Origin of the sequence: Neorhizobium lilium (assembly GCF_004053875.1) — a bacterium.
GTDB lineage: Bacteria > Pseudomonadota > Alphaproteobacteria > Rhizobiales > Rhizobiaceae > Neorhizobium > Neorhizobium lilii.
In genome coordinates, this window is record NZ_SBIP01000002.1 from 177,811 (window position 1) to 202,761 (window position 24,951).

Here is a 24,951-nt window from a genome sequence, read left to right on the forward strand (position 1 = left end):
GCAGAGCATGTTCGACCAAACTCAACACTACAGTTTCTCATCCCTGCGGGAGAATATCGTTGAGCATCTATTTGTCGGATTAGCCCTTCAGCGGCTTTGGGCACATGGAATAGTTGATGTTGAAATTCTGAGGTCAGAATTTGACGCTTACGGCTATGACCTTGTTGTTAGCCGGGGAAACCTAGTCCGGCACGTCCAGTTGAAGTCCGGCACGTCTCCAAAGAAAATTTCAGTTTCTACACTTCTGAGCCAACGTCCAAGCGGTTGCGTCGTATATATTTTAATAGACGACAAGTTAAACCTCAATTCCTTCTTGTTCTATGGCTCTGAGCAAGGCTCCCCTTTGCCAGACTTGGAGAGCATGAAGACGACGAAGCGCGCTACCGCCAATAGCCTAGGAGTGAAGCCGCTCCGAGAAAACCACCGAGATTTGCTACCCTCCGCTTTTAGTAAAGTAGACAACTTAGAGCGTCTTCTGGAATTACTGCTGGGGTGCCAGCTGGATGAATCTAATGACAGCTGATCCCCTCGTCCTCTTCATGCCCTCGGGCAAGCGCGGCCGCTTTCCCCTGGGCACATCCGTGCTGGATGCGGCGCGCCAGCTCGGCGTCTATGTCGAGAGCGTGTGCGGCGGACGCGCCACCTGCGGACGCTGTCAGGTCTCGGTTCAGGAAGGCCATTTCGCCAAGCACGGCATCACCTCCGCCGATGACCACCTCTCGCCGGTCGGACCGAAGGAAGAGCGTTACGACCGGGTCCGCGGGCTGCCCGACGGCCGTCGCCTCTCCTGCTCGGCCCAGATCCTCGGCGACCTCGTCATCGACGTTCCGCAGGACACGGTGATCAATGCGCAGGTGGTGCGCAAGGCCGCTGACGCGAGGGTTTTCGACCGTAATCCAGCCGTGCGTATGTGCTATGTCGAGGTCGAAGAGCCCGACATGGAAAAGCCGCTCGGCGACCTCGACCGGTTGCTCGCTGCACTCGCTACCGAATGGCAGTTCGAGGATGTGGAGGTCGATTTCCACCTTATGCCTCAGGTCCAATCCATCCTGAGGAAGGGCGAGTGGAAAGTGACGGCTGCGATCCACAAGGACCGCGACGACGACCGCCCTCGCCTCATCGCGCTCTATCCAGGCCTTAAGAATGAAGCCTACGGCATTGCCTGCGACATCGGCTCCACGACGATCGCCATGCACCTTTCGTCGCTTCTCTCGGGCCGGACAGTCGCTTCCGCCGGCACGTCCAATCCGCAGATCCGCTTCGGCGAAGACCTGATGAGCCGCGTCTCCTACGTGATGATGAACCCGGACGGTCGCGAAGCGATGACCATCGCCGTTCGCGACGCGCTGAACGGCCTTATCGACAAGGTCTGCGAGCAGGGAAGCGTCGCGCGCACCGACATTCTCGACAGCGTCTTCGTCGGTAACCCGATCATGCACCACCTTTTCCTCGGCATCGATCCGACGGAACTTGGCGGCGCACCGTTTGCGCTTGCCGTCTCCGGCGCCGTAAAGCTGAAGTCGCAGGACATCGGCCTGCCCATGAACGAGGGCACCCGCACCTATGTGCTGCCCTGCATTGCTGGCCATGTGGGGGCGGATGCAGCCGCTGCAACGCTTTCGGAAGGGCCGCACCGCCAGGAAGAGATGATGCTGATGGTCGACATCGGCACGAATGCGGAAATCGTGTTGGGCAATGCGTCCCGCGTCGTTGCCGCCTCCTCGCCCACCGGCCCCGCCTTCGAGGGCGCCGAAATATCCTCCGGCCAGCGGGCCGCGCCGGGAGCGATCGAGCGTGTCCGCATCGACCCCCTGACCCTCGAGCCGCGCTTCCGCATCATCGGTGTCGAACCCTGGTCAGACGAACCTGGCTTCGCCGAAGAGGCAGCCTCGATCGGCATCACCGGCATATGCGGATCCGGTATTATCGAAGTCATCGCCGAGATGTTCCTTGCAGGAATCATCTCTGAAGACGGTGTTGTCGAAGGATCGTTGGCGGAACGTTCGTCCCGGATTCTGGAGAACGGCCGCACCTTCTCCTACCTGCTGCATGACGGCTCACCCCGCATCACCATCACCCAGAACGACGTACGCGCGATCCAGCTCGCCAAGGCCGCACTTTATGCCGGCGTGAAGCTGCTGATGGACAAGCAGGGCGTGAACCATGTCGATCGGATTGGGCTCGCAGGCGCCTTCGGAACCTTCATCGACCCGAAATACGCGCTGGTGCTTGGTCTCGTTCCCGACTGCGATCTCGCCAAGGTCAAGGCTGTAGGGAATGCGGCCGGAACCGGCGCGAGAATGTGCCTGCTCAATCGCGGCTACCGCCGTGAGATCGAGGAGACAGTGCGACGGATCGACAAGATCGAGACCGCTCTCGAGCCCAAGTTCCAGGAGCACTTCGTTGCTGCCATGGCCCTCCCAAACAAGGTGGACAGCTTCCCGAACCTCGCCCAGGTGGTCAACCTGCCTGAGCGTAAAACGCTTTCAGACGGCGGTGAAGCCGGGGGCCGCAGGCGGCGGCGAAACCGCGAGTGACGCTGTTGCGGCCCGAGCCCCCGTTTAGCCCGAACTCGCCTCAGATAACGGATTTCACGCTGCTGCCGAAACAACGGTGCTGAACGAGTCACGTATGCTTTCCGCCACCGCCTTGGCCGGTACGGACAATTGCGGCGCCGTCAGAAGCCGGATATCGAAATTCAGCAGTTCGGGCATTCCTTCCTTGGCTCCGAGGATCTGCATGTCGTCGGTGACGTAAGATAGCGGAAAAGGCGCGATGGCGAGGTCCGACAGGACCGCTGCGCGCTGCGCCATCGTATGGGCGCTTGCATAAGCAACCCGATAAGGGCGCTTGTTCTTCTCGAGCTGAGCAAGGGCATCCTGACGCCAGACGCAACCATCTTCCCACACCGAAATCGGCAGCGGGTCTCGGAGATAGGCCGTTCCGCACTTGGCGCCCGCCCATACAAGCTTCTCGGTATGGATAAGTTCGCCACCGGTCGGAAATGGCCGTGTGGCGCAGTTGATCAGCGCCAGATCCAGCCGCTGCTCATCGATGCGCTTCTTGAGCGCCAGGCTCATGTCGACCGTGACATCCACCATGATGCCAGGAAAGTTCTCCCCGAAATGCTTGAGTATCTTCGGAAGCAGACGCTCGCCGATATCGTCCGGCGCTCCGAGCCGCACCACGCCGGCAAGCTCGGGCATCACGAACCGGGATACCGCCTCGTTGGAAAGCGCCAGCATGCGCCGGGCATAGGACAGGAGCATTTCTCCATGCTGGGTGAGCGTCACGGAGCGGGCGTCGCGAAGAAAAAGCGTTGTTTTGAGCTGTTCCTCCAGCTTCTTGATCTGCATGGAAACAGCTGATGGCGTCCGCAGCACCGCCTCGGCAGCTGTCGAGAAATTGCCGGTCTCTGCAATTGCGACGAAGGTGCGCAACACGTCGTTATCGAGCAGAGGAAGCGGCGGGCGGAAAGGAACAGTCATGCGGCTCTCCATCAATTTTATTGAATGTTATGACCATATCATTTCGTTTGATTGAAAGTCAAACCGGGTCATAATCACAAACATCGGATAGCAGCCACAGAATACCAAACAGAATTTCATAAGTGGCATCATCTTCATCCGATTGATTGATGAATTGGCAGTGTTCCCTCTCCCAGTCTCGCTGCCATGAAACACCCAAGGAGCAAGTTCATGACTACCATCACCTATCTGCCAGGCTCTTCCCGCGACGCCCCAAGGCCCACCACCCTTCGCTTGTTTGCCCGACCTTTCCTGCGCCTGCGGGACCAATGGCACAGGCGCGAAACCGAAAAGATGCTTGAGTCCCTTCCTGCCGACATTCGCAAGGACATTGGCTGGCCGACCAGCGCCTCGGGACCTGCCGCACGATGATCGACCAAATGCCTCGGAGATGAGGTCCGCCATTAGTGGTGGGCCTCAGTGAACCTTCTCGACCTGGTCCGTTCGCCAATACCTGCCGTTGCGACCGGTACATGTCGCAAATATTTTATCGCGCTGTCGTTGGAGCCCCTTCTCTGCAACGTTTTTCCATGTCAATGTCGCTTTTAAAGTATCCCTGCCTGATGAGGCTGAGGATGCGTAAAAGGGGAACCAAAGCATGGACATCACAAGCAGAAGCCCGGGAAAGAAGCGCGCCCTGGTGTTCTTTCTCGTACCGCATTTCACCATGCTGCCCTTTTCCGCGGCAGTCGAAACGCTCCGCATTGCCAACCGCATGCTGGGTTACTCAGCCTATACTTGGCGGCTCTGTTCCGCCGATGGCGAGAAGGTCTACTCGTCCAGCGGCATTGGTATAGAGGTCAACTCGTCGCTTGCCGACGAGCGCCGCAATCTCAGTGGTGAGAACCGTCCCAACATGGTGCTGGTCTGTTCCGGCATTTATGTTGAGGAATTTCAGAACAAGTCCGTGCATGCCTGGCTACGCGAAACCTATAACCGCGGGATCGCCGTGGGCAGCCTTTGCACCGGCGCGCATGTTCTGGCACAGGCGGGACTGCTCAACGGCAAACGCTGCGCGATCCATTGGGAGAACCTTCCCGGATTTGCCGAGGCTTTCCCACAAGCCGAGGTCTATGCTGACCTCTACGAAGTCGACGGCAATCTCTATACCTGCGCGGGCGGTACGGCGTCGCTCGACATGATGCTGAACCTGATCGGCCAGGATTTCGGCGAGAATCTCGTCAACCGCGTCTGCGAACAGCAGCTAACCGACAGGGTGCGCAATCCCCACGATCGCCAGCGGCTGCCGCTGCGGGCTCGCCTTGGCGTACAAAACAGCAAGGTGCTTTCCATTATCGAGCTTATGGAAAACAACCTGTCGGAACCCTTGTCGTTGGTCGAGATCGCTGATGATGTCGGTCTGTCGCGCCGCCAGATCGAGCGGCTGTTCAGGCAGGAAATGGGTCGTTCACCCGCACGCTATTACCTAGAGATACGCCTCGACCGAGCACGTCACCTGCTCGTCCAGTCGTCAATGCCGGTGGTGGAGGTGGCTGTCGCCTGCGGTTTCGTCTCCGCATCGCATTTTTCAAAATGCTACCGCGAAGTCTATAACCGCTCGCCGCAGCAGGAGCGCGCCGAGCGCAAGCTCACCATGAACACAATGAGAACCGGTGTGGTGGTCTGATTATAACGGTTACACCATGGCCGCGATGAGGTGGTCCGAAAAGACCTGGTTGCGGCCGTTGTTCTTGGCCATGAACAGGAATTGTTCTGCCGCGTTCAGATAATTGTCGAAGGTTTCCGGACCGTGGACTTCGGCAACGCCGATTGACACCGTGACGGAGAGCTTAGCCTCATCGGCCACGATCGCGGTCGAGGCAATTGCCTGCCGCAGATCTTCGCAGAGTAGCGCCGCCGCTTCGTCATCGAGCCCGATGAGCAGAAGCCCGAACTCCTCTTCGCTCAGTCGGGCCACGATGTGACCTCCATCCATCGCCCGCAGATGCACTGCGATTGCCTGCAACACCTTGTCGGCTACCTCCTGGCAATGGAGAACAGTGACGCGGTGAAAGTGGTCGATATCGACCAGCGCAACGGCGCAGGGTATGCCTTCTGCAAGACACCGATCGACCAGAGGCGTCCCGATGTCATAGAAGCTTGTCAGACCCGGAAGGCCGGTAAGCGAGCAGGCTTTTCCGACATTTGCGCCCCAAAACATTGAGGCTTGGATCAAGCCGCCCGAAAGAAGGCCGATCTCCGGCTTTTGCTGGCTGTGGATGTAGGGCACGCGGGCTTCCTCACGTGTCAGGCGACGTTCTTGACTGCAGCCTCTTTCCGCGCCGAATACATCGAGCGGATCTGGATGAGCGTGTCGAGGTTCTGGTTCACGCGGCAGTAGAACTCCTCGTCGATGAAAGGCCGCAACATGAAGTCGTTGCCGCCCGCCTTCAGGAAGCGCGCCGAGAGCAGCCGATCCGATGAGGACGAGACGCCGATGATCCGGAGTTCATGAGAGCCGCGGACGGAACGGATGCGCCGGGTGAGCTCGAAGCCGTCGATATCCGGCATGTTGTAGTCCGTGACCACCAAGCCGATATCGGCATTCTTCTTCAGGATCTCCAACGCCTTGGCGCCGCTTTCGGCTGCGCTGACGCGGAAATTGTAGCGCTTGAGGCGACTGGTCAGCAGTGCCCGTGCCGTCGGGCTGTCATCGACGATCAGAACGTGATGGCGATGGTTCGTCAGGAAGCGGCATACCGATTCCGCCAGCATCTCGACCGCAAAGACATTGTCCTTGAGGATGTAGTCCACGATGTCCTTGGCAAGCAGCTTGTCGCGCATCTCTTGCTGGAACGTGCCGGTGAAAACAACTGTCGGGATCGAAAGATCGACCAGATATTCAAGCGCCTCGCCGTTCTCTGCTCCGGGCAGATTGATGTTCGAGATCGCCAGGGTAACCGGCTCCGACGACCGGTCATAGGCGAGCTGAAGTTCCTCGAAGTTGCGGCAAATATCGACCTCGATTCCGAACAGCTCTTTCAGGCGTGTCCCGATCATCGAAGTAAAGACGTTTGAATCCTCAGCCAGCAGAATGCGTGAAGATGCCAGAGATTGGCCGGAATACTGCATCCCGGAAATGCCGAGGAATGTCATGTTGCCCCTATATCGTTACTGTCCCCTGTTGGAACATTTCTACCAACAACCGTTTGCAGAACTGTTAATTAGAGGAAGTACAAGCATAGAAACAAAACGGGCAGCCGATTTGACTGCCCGCTAGGTCAATAATTCATTACCGGGGTCAGGCGCGCAGAACCGCGTTGTCCGGATCGAACGGGCTTTCCGGCACCACCGTTGCATCGTAAAGCTTGCCCAGTATCTTGATCTTGAGCTTGGTGCCGTCCATCTGGAAACCGGGCTTGACCATCGCCAGTGCGACGGACTTTCCAAGCCGCCAGCCGAACGCGCCGCTCGTCACGCGGCCGACAAGTTCCCCGCCTTCGCTGTAGATCGCTTCAGAACCGCGAGCATCCACGTCATCATTTCCGGAGACGATGAGTGTCACGAAGTTCCACTTCAGGCCGCTCTCCTTGTAAGCGAGCATGGCGTCGCGCCCGATAAAGGACTTTTCCGGACGGATGAACCGGTCAAGCCCGGATTCATAGGCGTTGTACTCGATGGAAAGTTCACGGCCCATATTGCGGTAGGACTTCTCCGCCGCCATCGATACCATGGCGCGGATGCCGAATGGCTTGATCCCGAATTCCGCCCCTGCTTCCATCAGCCTGTCGAAGATGTAGCTCTGCATCTCGATTGGATGATGCAGCTCCCAGCCCAGCTCGCCGACGAAATTGACACGCAGCGCGTGGGCGGTGGCGACACCGACAGAGATCTGCTTTCCCGTCAGCCAGGGAAAGTCCTTGGTGTCGAGGCTTGTGCGTGTGAGCTTCTTCAAGAGGTCGCGGGACTTCGGTCCGGCAAGCACAAGCACACCATATTTCTGCGTGATCGGCTGCAGCACGACCGAACCGTCCTGCGGCGCGAGCCGCTGGAGAAGGTCGTGGTCATGGGCTTCCAGGCCGCCGGCAGAGACCATGTAGAAGCGACCAGGTGCCCATTCGAAGACGGTGAACTCCGCCTTGACGCCGCCGGCCGGGGTCGGGATGTGGCAAAGGGCAATACGGCCGCGCTTCTTGGGGATAGCATTGGCGAAGATCGTTTCCAGCCAGGCGCGGGCGCCCAGACCGGAAACCTCGATCTTGGCAAACGGCGACATGTCCAGCACGCCGACATTCTCGTGCACGTTCTTCACTTCATTGCCGACATGGTCGAAATAGTTAGAGCGGCGGAAGGACCACTTCTCCACGATGCGACCGTCTTCCAGCGGCGAGGCATGATTGTGGTTGGTGAGTACATCGGCGCCGACGCCGAGCTGGTCTTCCGATAGCGCATATCCTTCCGGTGCATACCAGTTGGCACGCTCCCAGCCGTAAACCGAGCCGAATACACCGCCCATCTTCTTCAGGCGGTCGTAGATAGGTGTCGTCTTCAGGGGGCGCGCAGCAGCTCGCTCCTCGTCAGGATAGTGCATGGTGAAGACGTTGGAGTAAGCCTCCTCGTTCTTTGCAATCAGGTAGCCCTCTGTCGCATAGGGGCCGAAGCGGCGCGGATCGACGCCCATAAGGTCGACTGTCGGTTCGCCATCCACGATCCACTCCGCCAGCTGCCAGCCGGCGCCTCCGGCAGCGGTAATGCCGAACGAATGGCCCTCGTTCAGCCAGAAATTCTTGAGGCCCGGCGCAGGTCCGACGATCGGATTGCCATCCGGCGTGTAGGCGATCGCGCCGTTATAGACTTTCTTGATGCCGACCTCGCCGAAAGCCGGAACGCGCGCGATGGCCGTTTCGATATGTGGCATCAGTCGTTCCAGCTCTTCCTGGAAGAGTTCGTATTCACTGTCCTTAGACGGACCATCCACATAACAGACGGGCGCGCCGACCTCATAAGGTCCCAGGATCAGGCCGCCGGCTTCCTCGCGCATGTACCAGGCGCTGTCGGATTCGCGCAGGACGCCCATTTCCGGCAGGCCCTGACGGCGGCGCTCCTGGATCGCGGGATGCGGCTCCGTCACGATATATTGGTGCTCGACCGGGATGACCGGGATATTGATACCGACCATTTCCCCGGTCTTGCGGGCAAATGATCCGGTACAGGAGATGATGTGCTCGGCGGTGATCTCGCCCTTGTCGGTCGTGACCTTCCACAGCCCGTCCACCTGCTGCTCGATCGCGGTGACGGTCGTGTTGCGGTAAATGGTGGCGCCTAGGTCTCGCGCACCCTTTGCCAGCGCCTGCGTCAGATCGGCGGGCTGGATATAGCCGTCGTCAGGGTGCTGGATTGCGCCGAGCAACCCATCCGTCTCGCAGAGCGGCCAGACTTCCTTCACCTGTTCCGGTGTCAGGAGATTGACCTTCACACCGATCGTCTCTGCGATCCCGGCGTAATACATGTATTCGTCCCAGCGGTCTTTCGTGCGGGCGAGGCGAATATTGGAGACCTTTGAGAAGCCGACATTCATGCCGGTTTCCTGCTGCAGCTCCTCGTAGAAGCGCACAGAATACTTGTGCAACTGGCCGACAGAGTAGGAGAGGTTGAAGAGCGGCAGAAGGCCGGCGGCATGCCAGGTCGATCCGGAAGTGAGTTCCTTGCGCTCGATCAGGACGGCGTCACTCCACCCCTTCTTGGCCAGATGATAAAGGGTCGAGACGCCGACGACGCCGCCGCCGATAACCACGGCCCGAGCATGTGTTTTCATGGAATGAACCCCTCTGCGGCCGAATGCGGCCTTCTATAACCTGAGCGACTATGCAATTCCGGTCTTCCTGCCAAACGCCTGAATACGACATGCCAAAAGTCCGCTCGCGACGGAGCCCGGGAAGGCGCCTGACGAAACCTTCCCGCGACCCCGAACCGGCTCAGGCGCCGCCTCGTGCGTCCCCTTCTTCCGGAAGGATCGGCTTGCCCCGGTGCAAGACGATCTCCTGCTGTGGGAAGGGAATTTCGATACCCTCCTGACGAAAACGCTTCAGGATCGCGATCCGGAGCTCGTTGCGGATCCGCATCCCTTCGCCCATGTCCGGCAGATGGAAGCGGAGCTCGAAATTCAGCGAAGATGGACCGAAGCTCAAAAACTCCACATGCGGCTCGGGATTGCGCAACACCTCGGGAACCTGCTCGACGAGTTCCAGAAGAATCTTCATCACCTGGTCGGGATCGGCGTCGTAACTGACCGCGACCGGCACTTCCGAGCGCCCGATCTTGTTGCGATGGGTCCAGTTTCCGACCGGCGAATTGATGAGGTCGGAATTCGGTACAATGATCGATTGCTTGCGGAAAGTTTCGATCTCCGTCGCGCGCACCGAGATGCGCTTGACAATCCCCTCGGTCGCGCCGGTCACCACGTGGTCGCCTACCTTGAACGGACGCTCCACGAGCAGGATGAGGCCGGAGACGAAGTTCGACACGATATTCTGGAGGCCGAAACCGATGCCGACCGACAATGCCGAGGCAACAAGAGCGAAACTGGACAGGTTGATACCGGCTGCCGACACGCCAACCAGGATCGCAAGGCCGACACCGAGATAGCCGATACCCGTCCGCACCGAATTGCGCACGCCAAGATCGACCTGGCTGCGGGCAAGCACATTCCCGTCGATCCATTTCTGGACCCATCGCGTGATTAGATAGCCGAAGCCAAACAGCAGTATCCCCGCGAATATGCCGACGATCGATATGGAGACATTGCCGATCCTGATCTCGGTGAAGAAGCGGAAGAACCAGCTCTCGATATCGGCAATCTGGAAACCCCACGTGATCAAGATCATGGGTATGCCGAACATGAGCGCAAAGGCATAGATGCCAAGGCCCGCGATCAACCCTGTCTGATCGAGTGCGACTTCATTGAACTTGTTGTGTTGGGCAAGGCGCCGCCCGACGATCGTGTTCTTGAACGCCCCTTGCTTCGAGATCGATTTGCCGGACAGGAAACCCACATAGATCAGCACGAAGACGGCGCCCGTCAGGATGATCTGTGTGGCGGCAAACGCCGCCAGCCCGACATACCCCGTCAGCACGGCCAGGATCAGCAGCGCGCCCAGGACACGCAGCGGAATCGCAACCACGCGCGGCCAGGCATGACCGTAAGCGTCCGCATCTTCTTCCTGCCGCATGCTTGGCCGAATAAACGAGATGGCGATCAGAAGCAGACCGACAATGACCGAGGATATCAGGCTCTTGACGATCGTCAGGACAAGAGGCGAATTCAGCGCCTCGCTGACCGCCGCCAGGACATAGCCGAGACCGTTGACGATCGCCATGGTGAGCACGGCCACAGTCAAAAGCTTCGCCCCCCGGTTGGTGATCCGGACCAGCCGCCATTCCGGCGCATTGGGTGAGAAGACACCGTAGGTCAGCTTCCAAACGAAGTTCACGAACCATATGAAGCCGAAGACGGTGGCAATGATTGGAGCCACATCCGGCCGCAAAATGTTGAAGCCGTCGAAGAACAGGTATGTGGCCGAAAGAAACGCCGCTAGAGCTACGGTCTGGATTATGGTCGACCAGAACACCACAGATAGACGCTTCAGGTAGGATGGATCGCCGTCTCCGTTGCGGCGCAGGAAGCGCCCGAACAGCCTGTAACCTCCCCAAAGCAGCAGTGCCGCTGCTCCGAGGGACAAAGCAATCGCGCTCAACAACTGAAACTGCTTGAATCGGAAGACAAAGCTGATCCAGCTACCCAGCGTGCCCCTGAACCGATGAATCTCGTCGATGAAGTCGCTACCCGCTTCGGCAAAGAGATCGCCGGTAATTTCGGTGTGCCGGAAGAGCGTCTGCGCAAAAAGCATACGGCGCACATTGGTGATGTTATTGGCAAGCTGGGTCGCGCTGTTGGAAAGATTGCCCGCGTCGTCCACGATGAGATTGAGCTGAGAACGCTCGTTCAGCAGCCTGTTGCGTTCCTCCGTGACAGCCGGGGCCTCAGGAGGCTGACCCGGCGCAGGAGGCTCGCCGAGCGTGCCAAGCCGTGCCTGGATCTGTTCGACGCGCGTCTTCATCGAGTCGGATACGGCCTGCATCTGGCCGACGATTTCCTCGGCCTGCACCCGCAGTTCAGCAAGACGCGCATCGTCCGTGGCGTCGCTTTGCATTCTGTCGTGGAATGCCGTCAGTTGCTTGCGAATCTGCTCGATCTTGCCCTTCATGTCGGTGTTGATCGAGTCGACCGTCACATCGGCAACGGGCTGGGCCTGAGGCTGGACTTGAGCTTGCGGCTGGGGCGCCGGTTGCTGGGCAACTGCCGGCACAAGACCCAGGCCAAAAAAGCCCAAGGCGATAACCGCGAGGATGGAAAAGGTCTGCCTGGGACCGCGCGGCACCGGAACGGTGCCGGAGAAAAAAGCCTTGGCCAAAATGTATTCTCTCTTGCTCAAGGGATTGAGATTCGCGGTGAAACTAGAGGCAGTTCAAGGCGAAGAAAAGGAAGAGTCGAGATCGCGTCACATGATTGGGAACTCGGGAACATTTCTATGCGTTACCAGCCGCACACACAACACAAGGGTAAGGTCATGGAACAAGCAGGTATCGGCTGGATCGCAGCAATCATCATCGGCGGTGTCGCCGGCTGGCTCGCAGAGCAGTTCATGAAGAGCAATATGGGCCTTCTCATGAACATCATTCTGGGGATTGTAGGCGCAATTATCGCAAATGCGATCCTCGGCGTCTTCGGCGTCGTTCTCGGTGGCTGGATCGGCTATCTGATCGCAGGCTTCGTTGGCGCCTGCATTCTTATCGCGGTCGCCCGAATGTTCCGGCGCTAACGTCACGCAACCGGCGCCATGCTCATTTATGGGCGGGCGCCGGTTGAAGTTTCACGAATAAAGTTCAGGCGAAATCGCTTCTCGGCTGAGGTAGACTTCGGTCAGTCCAGCGCTAAGTCCGCAGGATTAAGGCCGAGCAGGTGGCTCAGGGCCGTTACAACCATTTCGTGGTCCTCCCGCTGCGGCAGGCCCGATACGGTAACTGCGCCAATGCAGCCTATCCCGGTGACTTGGATAGGGAAGCTGCCCCCATGGGCCGCATATTCCGCTGAAGAGAGCCCGTATTTGTCTTCCAGCGTGGTTTGCTGCAGCGCAAGTTTCCGGCCGATCGCATAGCTCGACTGAAAGAACCTCAAAACCAGTCCACGCTTACGACGTATCCAGCCAGGGTTGTCGGCAGTCGATCCGGGCATTGCCGCATAGAATGCAGGCATGGAATGCAGTTGCACATCGATGGCGATGCCGAGCTGCTGCCGCTGGGCTGTCTCGCGCAGCAATGAGCCAAGTTGCCAGGCCGTTTCCAGATCGAATCGATCAAAAACGAGCGCCTTTTCCTGTTCGGCAATCTTTGTAAGATCGGCTTCCAGCGTCACCTTTTCCTCCAGACTTTCACTGAGTAAGTGAATGCCGGCAATGGCCAGCCAAGTAAAGTGTGGACGCGCCTACTCCGCTGCTGCCAGCCTCTGCGTAGGGAAGAAGGCAGCGATCTCATCAATCGCGAATCCGATCCGCTGCTTTAGCGCCTCAGAATTCACCTTGTAATCGGTGAAATCCTTGTCGGACGCATAAATGGCGGTCGGCAATGTGTGAGCCATGAAAAACCCAAACAGCGGCCGCAACTGATGCTCCACCATCAGGGCATGACGGTCGCCGCCTCCGGTCGCCGAGATCAGAATAGGCTTCGCACGCAGTTGCTCCGGATCGATCAGGTCGATGAAGTGCTTGAACAGGCCCGGATAGCTGCCCTTGTAGGTTGGCGACCCTATGACAAGCACATCGGCCGATACGACATCTTGAAGGATTTCGGCAGCATTGGCATCCAGATCCGTCTGGCGTTGGGCATGGCCAAGCGAAGGGCCTACATCCGCAAGGTCGTGAACACGCTTTTCAAACCCGTAACGCGCGCTGGCAAGCGCTGCGATGTGGTCCACCAAAGCAAATGTCTTCGAAGGCCTGTTATAGCTGCCTGCGAGGCCCACCAGTTTCAAACGCGACATAAAATACCCTTCTCAGCCCAGCGTGGGGACATCATAACAACAGTTGGGCAGCTTAGTCCAATCTTGCCCATGTGGAAGAAACGATGCTCCTGCCAAGGCCTCAGAAGGAGAAAACGATGCCAAGCCTGCCCTGGATCAGGCAATACGGGCCGCGGGCGGCAAGGCCAGGCGCACTTCATCCGCAATCGCTTCGGCAATGTCCCTCGCCTGCACTCGGATATCCGGCACGGCAGTAATCTCCCAGAACTGCCCGGCCGTCAAAGCTCCGGCTGCAAAAAATCCCGGCCGCGGCTCACCCTCAGGGTCGAGGACGCGAGACTTCCGGTCAACGGAGATCCCCAAGCCTAACTCGTCCATGGCGATCATCCGGCGGTCGCACATCTCCTTGAGCAACGGGGAATGGCCAATACCTGCTCTCTCCATGCCCGTACAGTTGACGATCCAATCGGCATGCAAGCATACGATCCGCTGCTCGCCCCGCGCGCGATACTCGATAGTCAGGCCCGCGCCGTCGGCAGCCCGAATAGAACGCAGGAAGCCAGCTTCCACCTTGACTGTGCCATCCTTCAGCAGTTCGTTGAACTGTTCGAAGACGTCCGGCGCGATGCGATGGCGATGGATGCTCCACCACGCCAGTGCGTGACGCAGGAATCGCGACCGCTGATGCGTGGAAAGTGCTTGCCAGAGCGCCTGCGTCTTGGGCCGCAACCCGTCCACGACGCCGCGCCAGTCTGCACCGTTTTTCACCTCGCGCCGCAGAGCGTGCAAAATCGTGCTGATCTCTCCGCCGTCCGGCAGCTCCGTTGCGACAGGCGCGGCACGCCGAATGGGATGCGGGTGCGGTACGAGCCCGCGGCGCGACAAGACCCGAATTTGTCCCCTGTGCCCCCTCGCCCGCAACGACAGCACCTGGTCGATCATGGTAAGGCCGGAGCCAAAGATGCAGATCTCGTCATCATGCTTGACGCGGGAAAACCACCCCATCCGCCATGGATTGTCGATGATGCGGCGGCGCGCGCGCCGGTCGATCCGCTCAGGCGAAATTGGCAGACCGGCGCTGCCGACGCCGAGCGCCAGGACCACATTGCGGGCATGCAGCTCGGTCCCAGTGTCGAGGACGAAGGTTATACCCTCTTCCGGACAGGTATCGCAGGCGACTGCCTTGGCCCGCACGAAATCCAGCCTCGCCCGCCGCTCTCTTGGCCGAAGCCGCGAAGCGAGCGTGTCGCGCAGATAAAGCCCGTAGTCTCCGCGAGAAGCGAAATCGTCAGCAAAAACCGGTTTGCCTCGAGCCCGCAGCCAATCCACGAAATCGTCCGGACGATCTGCAAAAACGCTCATGCGCGCCGCCGGCACGTTCAGTCGATGGAGATAAAATTCCGTGCGATACGCGGTGCCTCGCCCAAACCCCGGATCGTCTCCGATGACGGCGATAGAGGCAGACGGCGGCAATATCTCGAGAAGATTGATCGTGAGCGCAATTGAAGAAAAGCCGGAGCCAACAATGGCAACATCGTAGGTCAAGTGCGCTCTCCTCAGCCGTTGGCGGAAAGGGTCTGCCTGAAACAGCACTAAGGCCGCATCGGCCTCGCCTCAATCTCGATCACGTTAATAGAGATTGAAAAGGAGTAAAGCGCTTTTTGACTAACACCCCTTGGTTCCGAGGCCGTCGTCCTATGGCATCAGTTCGTAAATGGCCGCCAAAAGACTGTCGTGCTGATAGGGTTTGGGAAGGAAAACCGTATTGGCCGGCAGCAGCATCGGGTCGAGGTTTACGACGCCGGATGTTATGACGATGCCGATACTCGGACGTATTGCCTTGATCCGCTGGGCAAGCCGCAGGCCATCCATGCTGCCTTCCATGTTCACGTCCGTGAAGATGATATCGATGTCGGCGCGACCGCGGAAAAGTACCATGGCCTCGTCCGCATTCCCGGCCTCCAGAACCGTATGTCCGACCTCTTCCAGAGCGTCGAGTGTCGAAAACCGGATCAGCGGATCGTCCTCGACAATCAGAATAATGGCTTTGTGGGGTTCCATGGTTATCTCCTGACAACGATTCCGGTACGCAGCAGGGAGCCTCCAACCTCCAAGCGTCACAAGGTCGGCCGTATAGGCGAGAAGCCTGACGCGAGCAAGCTGCAACCGCCGAGAGGCTTAAAGACTCGTGAGAGCCCCGAAAAACCCTTGTCGCCACGGACAAAGACGTGAATAGAAGCCTTCTCGCCTCTCCAGACACATATCAGGTACAATCTCTATGATGGATATTTTCACCGCGGCCGGCTTTGCCGCTCTTCTGGAAGTCATCGCCATCAATCTTGTTCTTTCCGGCGACAATGCCATCGTCATCGGTCTTGCTGCTGCCGGCCTGCCGGCAGACATGCGTCGGAAGGCGATCATTTTCGGTATTGCCGCTGCAACGGTCCTGCGCCTCGTCTTTGCAGCCGTAACCTCCTATCTCCTCGGGATCGTCGGCCTTCAACTGCTGGGCGGCCTGCTGCTCGCCTGGGTGTGCTGGAAGATGTGGTCGGAGCTGCGCCAGAACGGCGATGCCCATGCGGATGAACTCGCGAACCAGGCTGGCGCTCATCAAAAGACGTTCTTTCAGGCCGCGACTCAGATCGTCGTCGCCGATGTCTCCATGTCGCTCGACAACGTTCTGGCCGTGGCCGGCGCCGCGCAGGAACACTCGGCGGTTCTGATCATCGGGCTCGTCGTATCCATCGCCCTCATGGGCGTCGCCGCCAACTTCGTCGCCCGTCTGCTCGGCCGTTTCCGTTGGATTGGATATCTCGGCCTCGCGGTCATCGTCTATGTCGCGGCCTCCATGATCTATCATGGTTTTGTCGAGGTTCTGCCGCTTATCCGCGGTGCCTGACAATTCGCGTGGCTGACCCGTTCTGATACGCGTCGATCAGTCTTTCCTCACCAAGGCTTTGACTTTTGCCGAGATGGGATTGAACATGGCAGGTGTCGCGGCTAGCTGGCGTGCAGCCGGCATGATGCCGGTCAGGGGCTCGCGGACCACTACTCGCAAGAGTTGGTGAGCCCCGTCATGGAGGGGAATTTGGACGAAGACCATCATCATACGGAGCCAGGAAAAATCGATTGGCGCGAGCATGGCGTGAAGGTCATCCCAGGCAATTCGCTGGATCCGAACACGGCGTAGACTCCGGGCATGAACAGGGCGGCCGCGATCAACCAGGCCCGCGCCGGAGCCGAGAAGATTTGAGCCGGCACCGTCACTATTCATGCCAATGCCAAGACCGGCGCGCATCATCACGGCGACCTGGAAAGCAATATCTACGTCGTCAATGGCAAGGCGCGCATGCGAAGGGGAGACCATCTGGAGTTCGTCGCCGAAGCGGGACTGTGCGCTGGTGTCCGGCCGCTCATTGGCCCGTACCCCAGAGCGTCTTCCTTTCGATTGACCATGGTAAGCCACTCCTTTAGAAGGCGGCATCTTCCGAAGAGCCTTTTCGGAAGAAACAAAAGCGCCGGAGTTGATGCGGATGGCTGTGTTTCCCCGGGGAACACGTATGGACAGCCTTGACGCGCGGGATCGTCTCCTGCGGCGCTGGCCCGTTGTCGCCATTGCCCTCCTCATTCTCCTGCTCGGCTCCTTGCCCGGCATTGTTCGGGAAGCGGAGCTTTGGCGCAGCCTGCAGGCTTCCGGCAGCAACGCGGATACGCCCTATTTTGGCAAGCGCGAGCCTCTCCGCGCGCTGGCCGCTTTGGAGCGCAAGGACGGCCAGGGAAGCCAATGGCTCAGCTCCGACGGTATATTGATACCAACGACAATCGAGCTTGACGCACCGGACTATATTCGCTCCCTAACCAACGATTTCGGCGCCCCTGCCCTGCATCTGCCTTTCTGGCCGGGGCCGCTGCCGCGGGCACCACCACCGGCAGCCTAATGCTTTGCGCTTTATGCGCGCCTAACTCCCGTATTTTTATGCCCCCATCGCCGAGCGCGCCAAGGGCTTAGCAGGATTACCCCTATGAGAAATTCACCCTGGCTGGTGGCGACATATGCGTTCATCATCATCATCGGCATGCTGATCGCGCTACCGAACGTTCTGCCGCAATCGACGCTTGATCGCCTGCCGTCCTGGCTTCCGCACAGCCGCGTCTCGCTTGGCCTCGACCTCCGCGGCGGCTCGCACCTCGTACTCGAAGTGGATCGCGCAGATCTGATCAACGAACGTGTCCAGGCCCTGCTTCAGGATAGCCGCCGCGTTATGCGTGAAGCCAACGTCAACACTTCGGCCATCCGCCGCGCAGGCGATGCCATCGTGGTGACCCTTCGCGACCCGGCACAGCGCGACCAGGCTGTGACGCAACTGCGCACACTGGCCAATCCGGTCGGGTTCGGGACTGCCACCAGCGGTAGCGATCTCGCCATCACGACCCCTTCCGATACGACGATTTCGATCGCACAGACGGAATCCGGCATCAATTCCCATATCACCGGAGCCGTCGAGCAGAGCCTTGAGATCATTCGTCAGCGCGTCGATCAGGTGGGTGTCGCTGAACCGACCATTCAGCGCATTGGCTCCGATCGGGTGCTCGTCCAGCTTCCTGGCGAGCAGGACCCGTCGCGTCTTCGCCAGTTGCTGGGCTCCACGGCCAAAATGACCTTCCACCTCGTCGGTGAGGCGGGCCAGCCGGGCGTTACCATGATCCCCGATGAGCGCGGCAACCAGTATCCGGTCGTCGATCGCGTCGAACTGTCGGGCGAGCGCCTGACTGATGCACGCGCAGCCTTCGACACGCAGACCCGCCAGCCGATCGTCACCTTCCGCTTCGACAGCGCCGGCGCGACCCGCTTCGCGCAGATCACCCAAGCCAATGTCGGCAAGCCCTTCGCCATCGTTCTTGATAACAAGGTGCTGAGCGCTCCGGTGATCCAGACGCCGATCACCGGCGGCTCCGGCCAGATTTCGGGCAGCTTCACGCCTGAAGAAACGACGACGCTGTCTGCTCTCCTGCGCGCCGGCTCCCTGCCTGCCAAGCTTACCGTCATTGAAGAACGCACGGTCGGCGCCGATTTGGGCGCGGATGCCATTCAGATGGGCATCTATTCCGGCCTTATCGGCTTTGCCCTCGTCGCCGCCTTCATCCTGGTCCTCTATGGTTGGTGGGGCGTGCTTGCGAACGTCGCGCTTCTCATCCACACCATCCTCACCTTCTCGGCCCTGACGCTGGTCGGCGCAACGCTCACCCTTCCCGGTATTGCGGGCGTCGTGCTCGGCATCGGTCTGGCGGTGGACGCGAACGTCCTCATCAACGAACGTATCCGGGAAGAGACGCGCAAGGGCAAGAGCGCCTTCGCGGCAATCGACACCGGCTTCTCCAAGGCCTATTCGACCATCATCGACGGCAACATGACGGCACTCATTGCAGCCGCCATTCTGTTCTATTTCGGCTCCGGCCCCGTTCGCGGCTTTGCCGTCACCATGGCGCTCGGCCTCATCATCTCGATGTTCACATCGGTCGCCTTCGTTCGCGTCACCATGGTCGCGCTGGCTCGCCGCTTCAAGCTGAAGACGCTGAACATCAAGCCGCTTATCCCCTTCAGCCCCTATGACAGGCACATCCAGTTCATGAAGGCACGCTTTCTCGGCGTGACCGTTTCTGCTGTCCTGTCCCTCGCCTCGGTCGCGCTGTTCATCTATCCGGGCCTGAATTACGGCGTCGATTTCCGCGGCGGCATCCAGATGTCGATCAAGACGCAAGGGCCGGCTGATCTCGGCAAGTTTCGCGAAGGGCTGAACACGCTCGGCTTGGGCGAAATCAGCCTGCAGTCCTTCGGCGATCCGAACAGCCTTCTGGTCCGCGCCCAGCGTCAGGAAGGCGGCGAAGAAGCCCAGACCGCGGCCGTGACCAAGATGAAGGATGAGGTCACCAAGATCGACTCGACCGCCACCGTCCAAGGCACCGACGTTATCGGCCCGAAGGTTTCGGGCGAGTTGGCTATCGCCGGCTTCCTGTCGGTGTTCATCGCCAGCGTCGCGATGCTGATTTACATCTGGGTCCGCTTCGAATGGCCCTTCGCGGTCGGTGCTATCGTCACACTGGTGCTGGACGTGACAAAACTGGTGGGCTTCTTCGCCATCACCGGCCTCGATTTCAACCTCACCGCCATTGCGGCGGTGCTGACGATGGTCGGCTATTCGGTCAACGACAAGGTTGTGGTTTATGACCGCATGCGCGAAAACATGCGTCTCTACAAGTCGATGCCGTTGCGCGAACTCATCGACAAATCCATCAACGAGACCCTGGCGCGAAGCCTTTACACCAACGCCACTGCCTTCCTGTCACTGTTGCCGATGGCAATCTGGGGTGGTAGCGCAGTTTCAAGCTTTGCCATCCCGATGGCCTTCGGCATTCTTGTCGCCGGCGCTTCGTCGATCTTCATCGCGGCTCCCATCCTGCTCTTCCTGGGCGACTGGCGCCGCCGCCACGGCGTCCACAAGGCTGAGGCAGCGGAGCTCGCTGCCAGCAGCGATAACGCGACCAAGGCGTGAGCCTAAGAAAAACGGTTGAAAAATAGCGAGGGGCGGATCATCTCCGCCCTCGCTTTTTATGGAAACAAGGTCTGGGACCAATCGAAATCCAGTATTTGATGATTGATCTTGCTGCCTATGCCGGGCTGTTTGCGTCCGCTTTCATCGCGGCGACCATCTTTCCCATGCAGTCCGAAGCCATCCTGATCGGCCTCATCCTGTCGGATCGCTACTCGCTGGCGGGCCTGTTGCTTACAGCATCCGTCGGCAATACGCTGGGCGCCGTCGTCAACTGGTTGTTGGGACGTGGCATTGAGCGGTTTCGCAACCGCTCATGGTTTCCGGCCACAGAGGATAAGCTCGAAAAAGCCCAGTCTTGGTATCGGAAATATGGAAAATGGTCGCTGCTCTTGAGCTGGCTGCCGATCGGCGGCGATGCGATCACCGTTGTCGCCGGCGTACTCCGCGAGCCGCTTCCCACCTTCCTTATGCTTGTCTTCATCGGCAAGGCGTTGCGTTACGGAGTCGTGGCAGCAGCAGCGATCAGCGCGGCGGGTTAGCTTTCCCTACCGGCGGGTGATCCGATAAACGGCTGCCGGCGGTAGGTTGCGCACCGTGCTGCCAATATGCTGCGCTTTGAGATCCAGGCGTTCCAGGATGACGCGGGGAACCGGGCAGCGCGGCCCATAGGTGAACTGGTAAATAGCACCGCCGGATTTCAAAACGCTCAAGGCTCCGGACAGGATCGCCTCCTGCTTGCGCGGCGACATGGATAGAAGCGGCAGGCCGCTCACTATGGCACCGACCCGCTCATCCTCGAAAAGGCCCGCCTCCCCCAGCAAGGCCGCGTCCATCTGGAGGATGCGGGCCGCAGGAAAGCGCCGCCGAAGACCGGGCAGGAAGTCAGCGCCGAACTCGACCAAGGTCAGTTCCGTCTCCGGAACGCCCCGCGCCAAAAGTGCTCTCGTAAAAACACCCGTCCCCGGACCGAGCTCGATGATTGGCCCGTCCAGAGCGCTGATCTCGCTTGTAATGAGCCGTGCCAACGAATCGCCCGACGGCGCGACGGCGGCGACACGAAGAGGGTTACTGATCCAGGATCGGAAGAATCGGAGGAAGTCCTGCAACTGTGTCGGCTGGCGGATCCCGATGACCTCACCCTCCGGTAAAGCTTCGGCGGGCGCTTTGCGCAGTCCACAACGGGCAAGCAGGTTCAACGACATCTTGATCTCCATCTGCGCTCTGGCGCCGGTATGGCTTTTGTCAACTAGGCAAGAAATCCGTCGGCTGCAATGGCAGGATCAGATTTAGCGTAAGGCGAGACTTGATCTTGTGACGACTCGTTTCTCCTCAAACGGCACTCTGGCCCGCTTTGCGCCGAATGGCCAGAAGCCCATTTTCGACGATGCAAGGCACGACGTCGGAGTAACCCGGAATGGTCGGATGCCGCGTCTCGATGCGATGTGAATGCGTCGCCGTGATGACCATCACATCCGCACCGGCCGCTTCTCCGGCCTGTATCCCCGCAAGGACATCCTCGAACACGAGCGTTTGGGCCGGGCTCACGCCGAGACGCTGCGCGCCCAGAATATAGCCCTGCGGATTGGGCTTGCCGATCGTCACGTCCTCCGCGGTTACCATGTAACGTGGTGGAGTAATGCCGGCGGCCGAAAGACGACGCTTGGCGAGATCGATGGGCGACGAGGTGACGATCGCCCAGCGTTCGGGCGGCAAGGCCGCCAGAAAATCGACCGCGCCAGGAAGGGCTACCACGCCTTCGACATCCTCGATCTCGCCGCGCAGGATTTCGTCGGCCTCTGCGGCAGGATCCACGCCCGGCAGGTTGAGCGCGGTGATGGTGTCGATGCCGCGCTTACCGTGCATGGTCGGCAGGAAAGCGGCGACATCCAGGCCCATCCGCTCGGCCCAACGGCCCCAGACTCTCTCTGCTGCGGCCGTTGAATTGAGGATCGTCCCGTCCATATCGAACAGAAAGGCGGCATAGCTTTTGGAGGGAAGAACGATGGAAGCCGATGCGGACAGAGACACGGTTAAGCCTTTCGTTACGCGCGTAAACCGCGCCGGAACCTTTCCATGCACTACCGTCTTCAGGGACAAGACGCAAACCGGTTCCGTGCGGAACAACCGCCTTGCTCTTGAGTTAGCACTGTATGGAGCCGACCGTGTCGCCAAGCGCACCGTCATGGCCATAAATCTTGAAACAGGAGTGCTGAAGATGGACGACACGTCAAATCCCCGCGCGCCAGGTGGTATGCCGGACCCAACCGCCGACCGCACGTTGACCAACAGGCAGGGTCACCCGATTACCAACAACCAGTCACAGCGTACCGTCGGCAGCAGAGGGCCTTCCACGCTGGAAAACTACCAGTTCCTGGAGAAGATAACCCATTTCGACCGCGAGCGTATTCCGGAGCGCGTCGTGCATGCCCGCGGGTTCGTCTGTTACGGCGATTTCGAAGCAACCGGCAAGGTCGGCGATGAGCCCGCTTCCAAATATACGCGCGCCAGACTTTTCCAGCAGTCCGGCAAGAAGACGCCTCTCGCCATCCGCTTCTCGACTGTCATCGGCGGCCGCGATTCGTCCGAAACGGCCCGCGACCCCCGCGGCTTCGCCGTGAAGTTCTACACTGAAGACGGCAACTGGGACCTGGTCGGCAACAATCTCGCGGTCTTCTTCATCCGGGATGCCATCAAGTTTCCTGACGTCATTCACTCGTTGAAGCCCGACCCGGTCACGTTCCGGCAGGAGCCGAACCGCATCTTCGACTTCATGAGCCAGACGCCTGAATCCATGCACATGCTGACGCTCCTGTTCAGCCCGCGCGGCATCCCGGCCAGCTACCGCCATATGGAAGGCTTCGGCGTCAACACCTACAAGATGGTCAATGCCGAAGGTGATACGGTTCTCGTCAAGTACCACTTCCACCCGCGTGCCGGTCTCGCCAGCCTGACAGCGGAAGAAGCGGCCAAGGTGCAGGGTCAGGATTTCGGCTCCGCATCGAAGGATCTCTTCACGGCGATCGAACGCGGCGACTATCCGCAATGGGATGTCTACGTTCAGATCATGGAAGATCATGAGCATCCCGAGCTCGATTGGGATCCGCTGGACGACACCAAGATCTGGCCCGAGAAGGATTTCCCCCTTCGTCGTATCGGTACCATGACCCTCAACCGCAATGTTGAAGACTTCTTCAACGAGAACGAACAGATCGCCATGGGCACAGGCGTGCTGGTGGACGGTCTGGATTTCTCCGACGAAAAGATGCTGGTCGGCCGGACTTTTTCCTACTCTGACACGCAACGCTACCGCGTCGGTACGAACTATCTGCAGATCCCGGTCAACCAGCCGAAAAATGCAGAGGTCTCGACCAATTTGAGCGGCGGCCAGATGTCGTTCCGCCGCGATCTGGCGCCCGGCCAGAACCCGCATGTCAACTTCGAGCCTTCCATCCATAACGGCCTGCAGGAATCAACGCGGGAAGAGCCGAACAATACGCCGGAAATCCATGGCCGCCTCACCCGCAGCGTCATCGAACGGCGCAACGACTATGTTCAGGCCCGCGGCCGCTTCTGCACCATGATGGACTGGGAGCGAGACGATCTCGTGTTCAACATGGGCGATCTGCTTGGCCAGTGCGAGCGCGATGTGCAGGAGCGCATGGTCTGGCACTTCTTCATGGTCCATGACGACTATGGCCGGCGTGTTGGCGAAAAGCTCGGCATTACGGCGGATTTAGTGCGGCATCTTGGCCCGCTGCCGAAACAGGTACTGACTGATGAGGAGCAGCGTCGCCTGCAAAATCTCGGCAATAATGGCGACAAGATCGATCCGACCGTCTGGGGCCAGTGGACCAGTTCCGTGAAGAACTACAAGGCGTCGGCCGAAGAGGTCTTGAATAGCATGCTGCCGAACAGTGGCATGACCCAAAGCCAGGCCGCTGAATAGAAAACCCATGGGGGGCACCTCCTTTAGGTGTGTCTAGGAGGCACCTCTCCCGCCTGTACTCTCTCCAGCGCCCGGGCTAAAACCAGTGCTATTTGGCGAGGAGGATGCTTTGGCGGAAACAATAATTTCTTACGGTGATCTGAAGGAAAAAGGCGTTCTTATTACCGGAGGAGGCTCCGGCATAGGCGCTGCTCTCGTGGAAGGTTTCGCCGCTCAGGGCGCAAAGACCGCCTTCATCGACTTTGCCGACGAGCCAAGCCGGGAACTGGTACGCCGTCTCTCGGCTACCTCCCTTCATACGCCCATCTACCTGAAGGCAGATTTGCGCAGTATCGAAGAGACGAAGGCCGCTGTCGAGCAGGCTGCGTGCCAGATGGATGGCCTATCCGTTCTCATCAACAATGCCGGCTGGGATGATAGGCACGACTTCGCAACTGTTACCGAAGACTATTGGGACATGAGCCAGGCGATCAACCTGAAGCAGGTCTTCTTCGTCTCGCAGGCGGCGGCGCCACATCTAATCCGAGCCGGCGGCGGCTCGATCGTGAATTTTTCTTCCATCTCCTATGTTCGCAACATGAGCGAGATGCCCGCTTACACGACCGCAAAGGCCGCCATCATCGGCCTGACCAAGAGCCTGGCGGGTAAGCTAGGGCCGGAGAATATCCGGGTCAACGCCCTGATGCCGGGCATGATCGTCACGGAGCGCCAGAAGCGGCTCTGGCTGACGGAGGAGAAGATCGACGCCATGCTGGACAGCCAGTGCCTGAAGCAGGTGCTGGTCGCGCAAGACCTTGTCGGACCCTGCCTCTTCCTCGCCTCCTCTGCCTCGGCTGCGATCACGGCGCAGACCCTGGTCGTGGATGGCGGGGTGCTTTGAAGAAAAACCGGACGGGTCCCGGTGGAGGGGAC

The 24,951-nt window shown here is 59.4% G+C and carries 21 protein-coding genes and 2 pseudogenes; 12 read left to right on the forward strand and 11 right to left on the reverse strand.

Annotation, left to right across the window (positions count from 1 at the left end; genetic code table 11):
• Positions 1-7 precede the first annotated feature (7 nt).
• Together EPK99_RS07120 and EPK99_RS07125 are read left to right on the forward strand one after the other, a co-directional pair.
• Positions 8-523: a hypothetical protein gene (locus tag EPK99_RS07120; RefSeq protein WP_128442363.1), complete on the forward strand. Its 516-nt coding sequence runs from the start codon at positions 8-10 to the stop codon at positions 521-523.
• Positions 513-2,537: an ASKHA domain-containing protein gene (locus tag EPK99_RS07125; RefSeq protein WP_245455778.1), complete on the forward strand. Its 2,025-nt coding sequence runs from the start codon at positions 513-515 to the stop codon at positions 2,535-2,537. Before EPK99_RS07120 ends, EPK99_RS07125 begins: the two co-directional genes overlap by 11 nt.
• Before the next feature lie 54 nt (positions 2,538-2,591).
• Here the strand turns inward: EPK99_RS07125 and EPK99_RS07130 are convergent, their stop codons facing one another.
• On the reverse strand, positions 2,592-3,488 hold the full coding sequence (locus EPK99_RS07130; protein ID WP_128442365.1) for a LysR family transcriptional regulator: 897 nt from the start codon (positions 3,486-3,488) through the stop codon (positions 2,592-2,594).
• Positions 3,489-3,698: 210 nt separating this feature from the next.
• Here EPK99_RS07130 and EPK99_RS07135 point away from each other — a divergent pair, with 210 nt between their 5' ends.
• Together EPK99_RS07135 and EPK99_RS07140 are read left to right on the forward strand one after the other, a co-directional pair.
• Positions 3,699-3,899, forward strand: coding sequence for a hypothetical protein (locus EPK99_RS07135; RefSeq protein WP_128442366.1), 201 nt, complete (start codon positions 3,699-3,701; stop codon positions 3,897-3,899).
• A 226-nt stretch (positions 3,900-4,125) separates the two neighbouring features.
• The gene (locus EPK99_RS07140; RefSeq protein WP_128442367.1) at positions 4,126-5,154 is read left to right on the forward strand and encodes a GlxA family transcriptional regulator; all 1,029 of its coding nucleotides are present in this window, start codon (positions 4,126-4,128) and stop codon (positions 5,152-5,154) included.
• A 9-nt stretch (positions 5,155-5,163) separates the two neighbouring features.
• Here the strand turns inward: EPK99_RS07140 and EPK99_RS07145 are convergent, their stop codons facing one another.
• From EPK99_RS07145 to EPK99_RS07160, 4 genes are all read right to left on the reverse strand, one after another.
• Positions 5,164-5,757, reverse strand: a complete 594-nt coding sequence (locus EPK99_RS07145; protein ID WP_128442368.1) for a GGDEF domain-containing protein — start codon at positions 5,755-5,757, stop codon at positions 5,164-5,166.
• Positions 5,758-5,774: 17 nt separating this feature from the next.
• Positions 5,775-6,623 (reverse strand): response regulator, encoded by an 849-nt coding sequence (locus tag EPK99_RS07150; protein ID WP_128442369.1) that lies wholly within the window; start codon positions 6,621-6,623, stop codon positions 5,775-5,777.
• Positions 6,624-6,768: 145 nt separating this feature from the next.
• Entirely contained in the window at positions 6,769-9,282 is a 2,514-nt protein-coding gene (locus EPK99_RS07155; RefSeq protein WP_128442370.1) for a GcvT family protein, read from the reverse strand.
• A 160-nt stretch (positions 9,283-9,442) separates the two neighbouring features.
• Positions 9,443-11,938, reverse strand: a complete 2,496-nt coding sequence (locus EPK99_RS07160; protein ID WP_245582359.1) for a mechanosensitive ion channel family protein — start codon at positions 11,936-11,938, stop codon at positions 9,443-9,445.
• A gap of 156 nt (positions 11,939-12,094) precedes the next feature.
• Here EPK99_RS07160 and EPK99_RS07165 point away from each other — a divergent pair, with 156 nt between their 5' ends.
• Entirely contained in the window at positions 12,095-12,346 is a 252-nt protein-coding gene (locus EPK99_RS07165) for a GlsB/YeaQ/YmgE family stress response membrane protein (protein WP_128442371.1), read from the forward strand.
• A gap of 101 nt (positions 12,347-12,447) precedes the next feature.
• On the opposite strand, the gene EPK99_RS07170 is transcribed toward EPK99_RS07165, so the two are convergent.
• The 4 genes from EPK99_RS07170 to EPK99_RS07185 form a co-directional block, all read right to left on the reverse strand.
• Positions 12,448-12,939 (reverse strand): heme-degrading domain-containing protein, encoded by a 492-nt coding sequence (locus EPK99_RS07170; RefSeq protein WP_128442372.1) that lies wholly within the window; start codon positions 12,937-12,939, stop codon positions 12,448-12,450.
• A 69-nt stretch (positions 12,940-13,008) separates the two neighbouring features.
• Positions 13,009-13,563 (reverse strand): FMN reductase, encoded by a 555-nt coding sequence (gene msuE, locus EPK99_RS07175; RefSeq protein ID WP_128442373.1) that lies wholly within the window; start codon positions 13,561-13,563, stop codon positions 13,009-13,011.
• A 135-nt stretch (positions 13,564-13,698) separates the two neighbouring features.
• Positions 13,699-15,087, reverse strand: coding sequence for an FAD/NAD(P)-binding protein (locus EPK99_RS07180; RefSeq protein ID WP_128442374.1), 1,389 nt, complete (start codon positions 15,085-15,087; stop codon positions 13,699-13,701).
• A 150-nt stretch (positions 15,088-15,237) separates the two neighbouring features.
• Positions 15,238-15,603, reverse strand: coding sequence for a response regulator (locus tag EPK99_RS07185; RefSeq protein ID WP_128442375.1), 366 nt, complete (start codon positions 15,601-15,603; stop codon positions 15,238-15,240).
• 220 nt (positions 15,604-15,823) lie between these two features.
• Here EPK99_RS07185 and EPK99_RS07190 point away from each other — a divergent pair, with 220 nt between their 5' ends.
• The 5 genes and pseudogenes from EPK99_RS07190 (at position 15,824) to EPK99_RS07210 (ending at position 20,632) form a co-directional block, all read left to right on the forward strand.
• Entirely contained in the window at positions 15,824-16,441 is a 618-nt protein-coding gene (locus EPK99_RS07190; protein WP_128442376.1) for a TerC family protein, read from the forward strand.
• Positions 16,442-16,618: 177 nt separating this feature from the next.
• A pseudogene (locus EPK99_RS07195) lies at positions 16,619-16,933 on the forward strand (cupin domain-containing protein); the annotation flags it as partial.
• Between the two features lie 169 nt (positions 16,934-17,102).
• A complete protein-coding gene (locus EPK99_RS07200) occupies positions 17,103-17,480 on the forward strand; it encodes a hypothetical protein (RefSeq protein ID WP_128442377.1) in 378 nt (125 codons plus the stop codon).
• Positions 17,481-17,564: 84 nt separating this feature from the next.
• Positions 17,565-20,093 (forward strand): protein translocase subunit SecD, encoded by a 2,529-nt coding sequence (gene secD, locus EPK99_RS07205; RefSeq protein WP_128442378.1) that lies wholly within the window; start codon positions 17,565-17,567, stop codon positions 20,091-20,093.
• 98 nt (positions 20,094-20,191) lie between these two features.
• Positions 20,192-20,632 carry a YqaA family protein gene (locus EPK99_RS07210; RefSeq protein ID WP_128442379.1) on the forward strand — a complete coding sequence of 147 codons (441 nt, stop codon included), beginning with the start codon at positions 20,192-20,194 and terminating at the stop codon, positions 20,630-20,632.
• A gap of 9 nt (positions 20,633-20,641) precedes the next feature.
• Here EPK99_RS07210 and EPK99_RS07215 read toward each other — a convergent pair.
• Both EPK99_RS07215 and EPK99_RS07220 read right to left on the reverse strand, forming a co-directional pair.
• Positions 20,642-21,295: pseudogene (locus EPK99_RS07215) on the reverse strand (class I SAM-dependent methyltransferase); the annotation flags it as partial.
• Positions 21,296-21,422: 127 nt separating this feature from the next.
• Entirely contained in the window at positions 21,423-22,115 is a 693-nt protein-coding gene (locus EPK99_RS07220; RefSeq protein WP_245582401.1) for an HAD-IA family hydrolase, read from the reverse strand.
• A gap of 193 nt (positions 22,116-22,308) precedes the next feature.
• Between EPK99_RS07220 and EPK99_RS07225 the strand changes: the two genes are divergently transcribed.
• Both EPK99_RS07225 and EPK99_RS07230 read left to right on the forward strand, forming a co-directional pair.
• Complete coding sequence (locus EPK99_RS07225) at positions 22,309-24,039, forward strand: catalase (RefSeq protein ID WP_281033453.1); 1,731 nt, start codon at positions 22,309-22,311, stop codon at positions 24,037-24,039.
• A gap of 109 nt (positions 24,040-24,148) precedes the next feature.
• Positions 24,149-24,919: an SDR family NAD(P)-dependent oxidoreductase gene (locus tag EPK99_RS07230; RefSeq protein WP_128442382.1), complete on the forward strand. Its 771-nt coding sequence runs from the start codon at positions 24,149-24,151 to the stop codon at positions 24,917-24,919.
• Positions 24,920-24,951 lie beyond the last annotated feature (32 nt).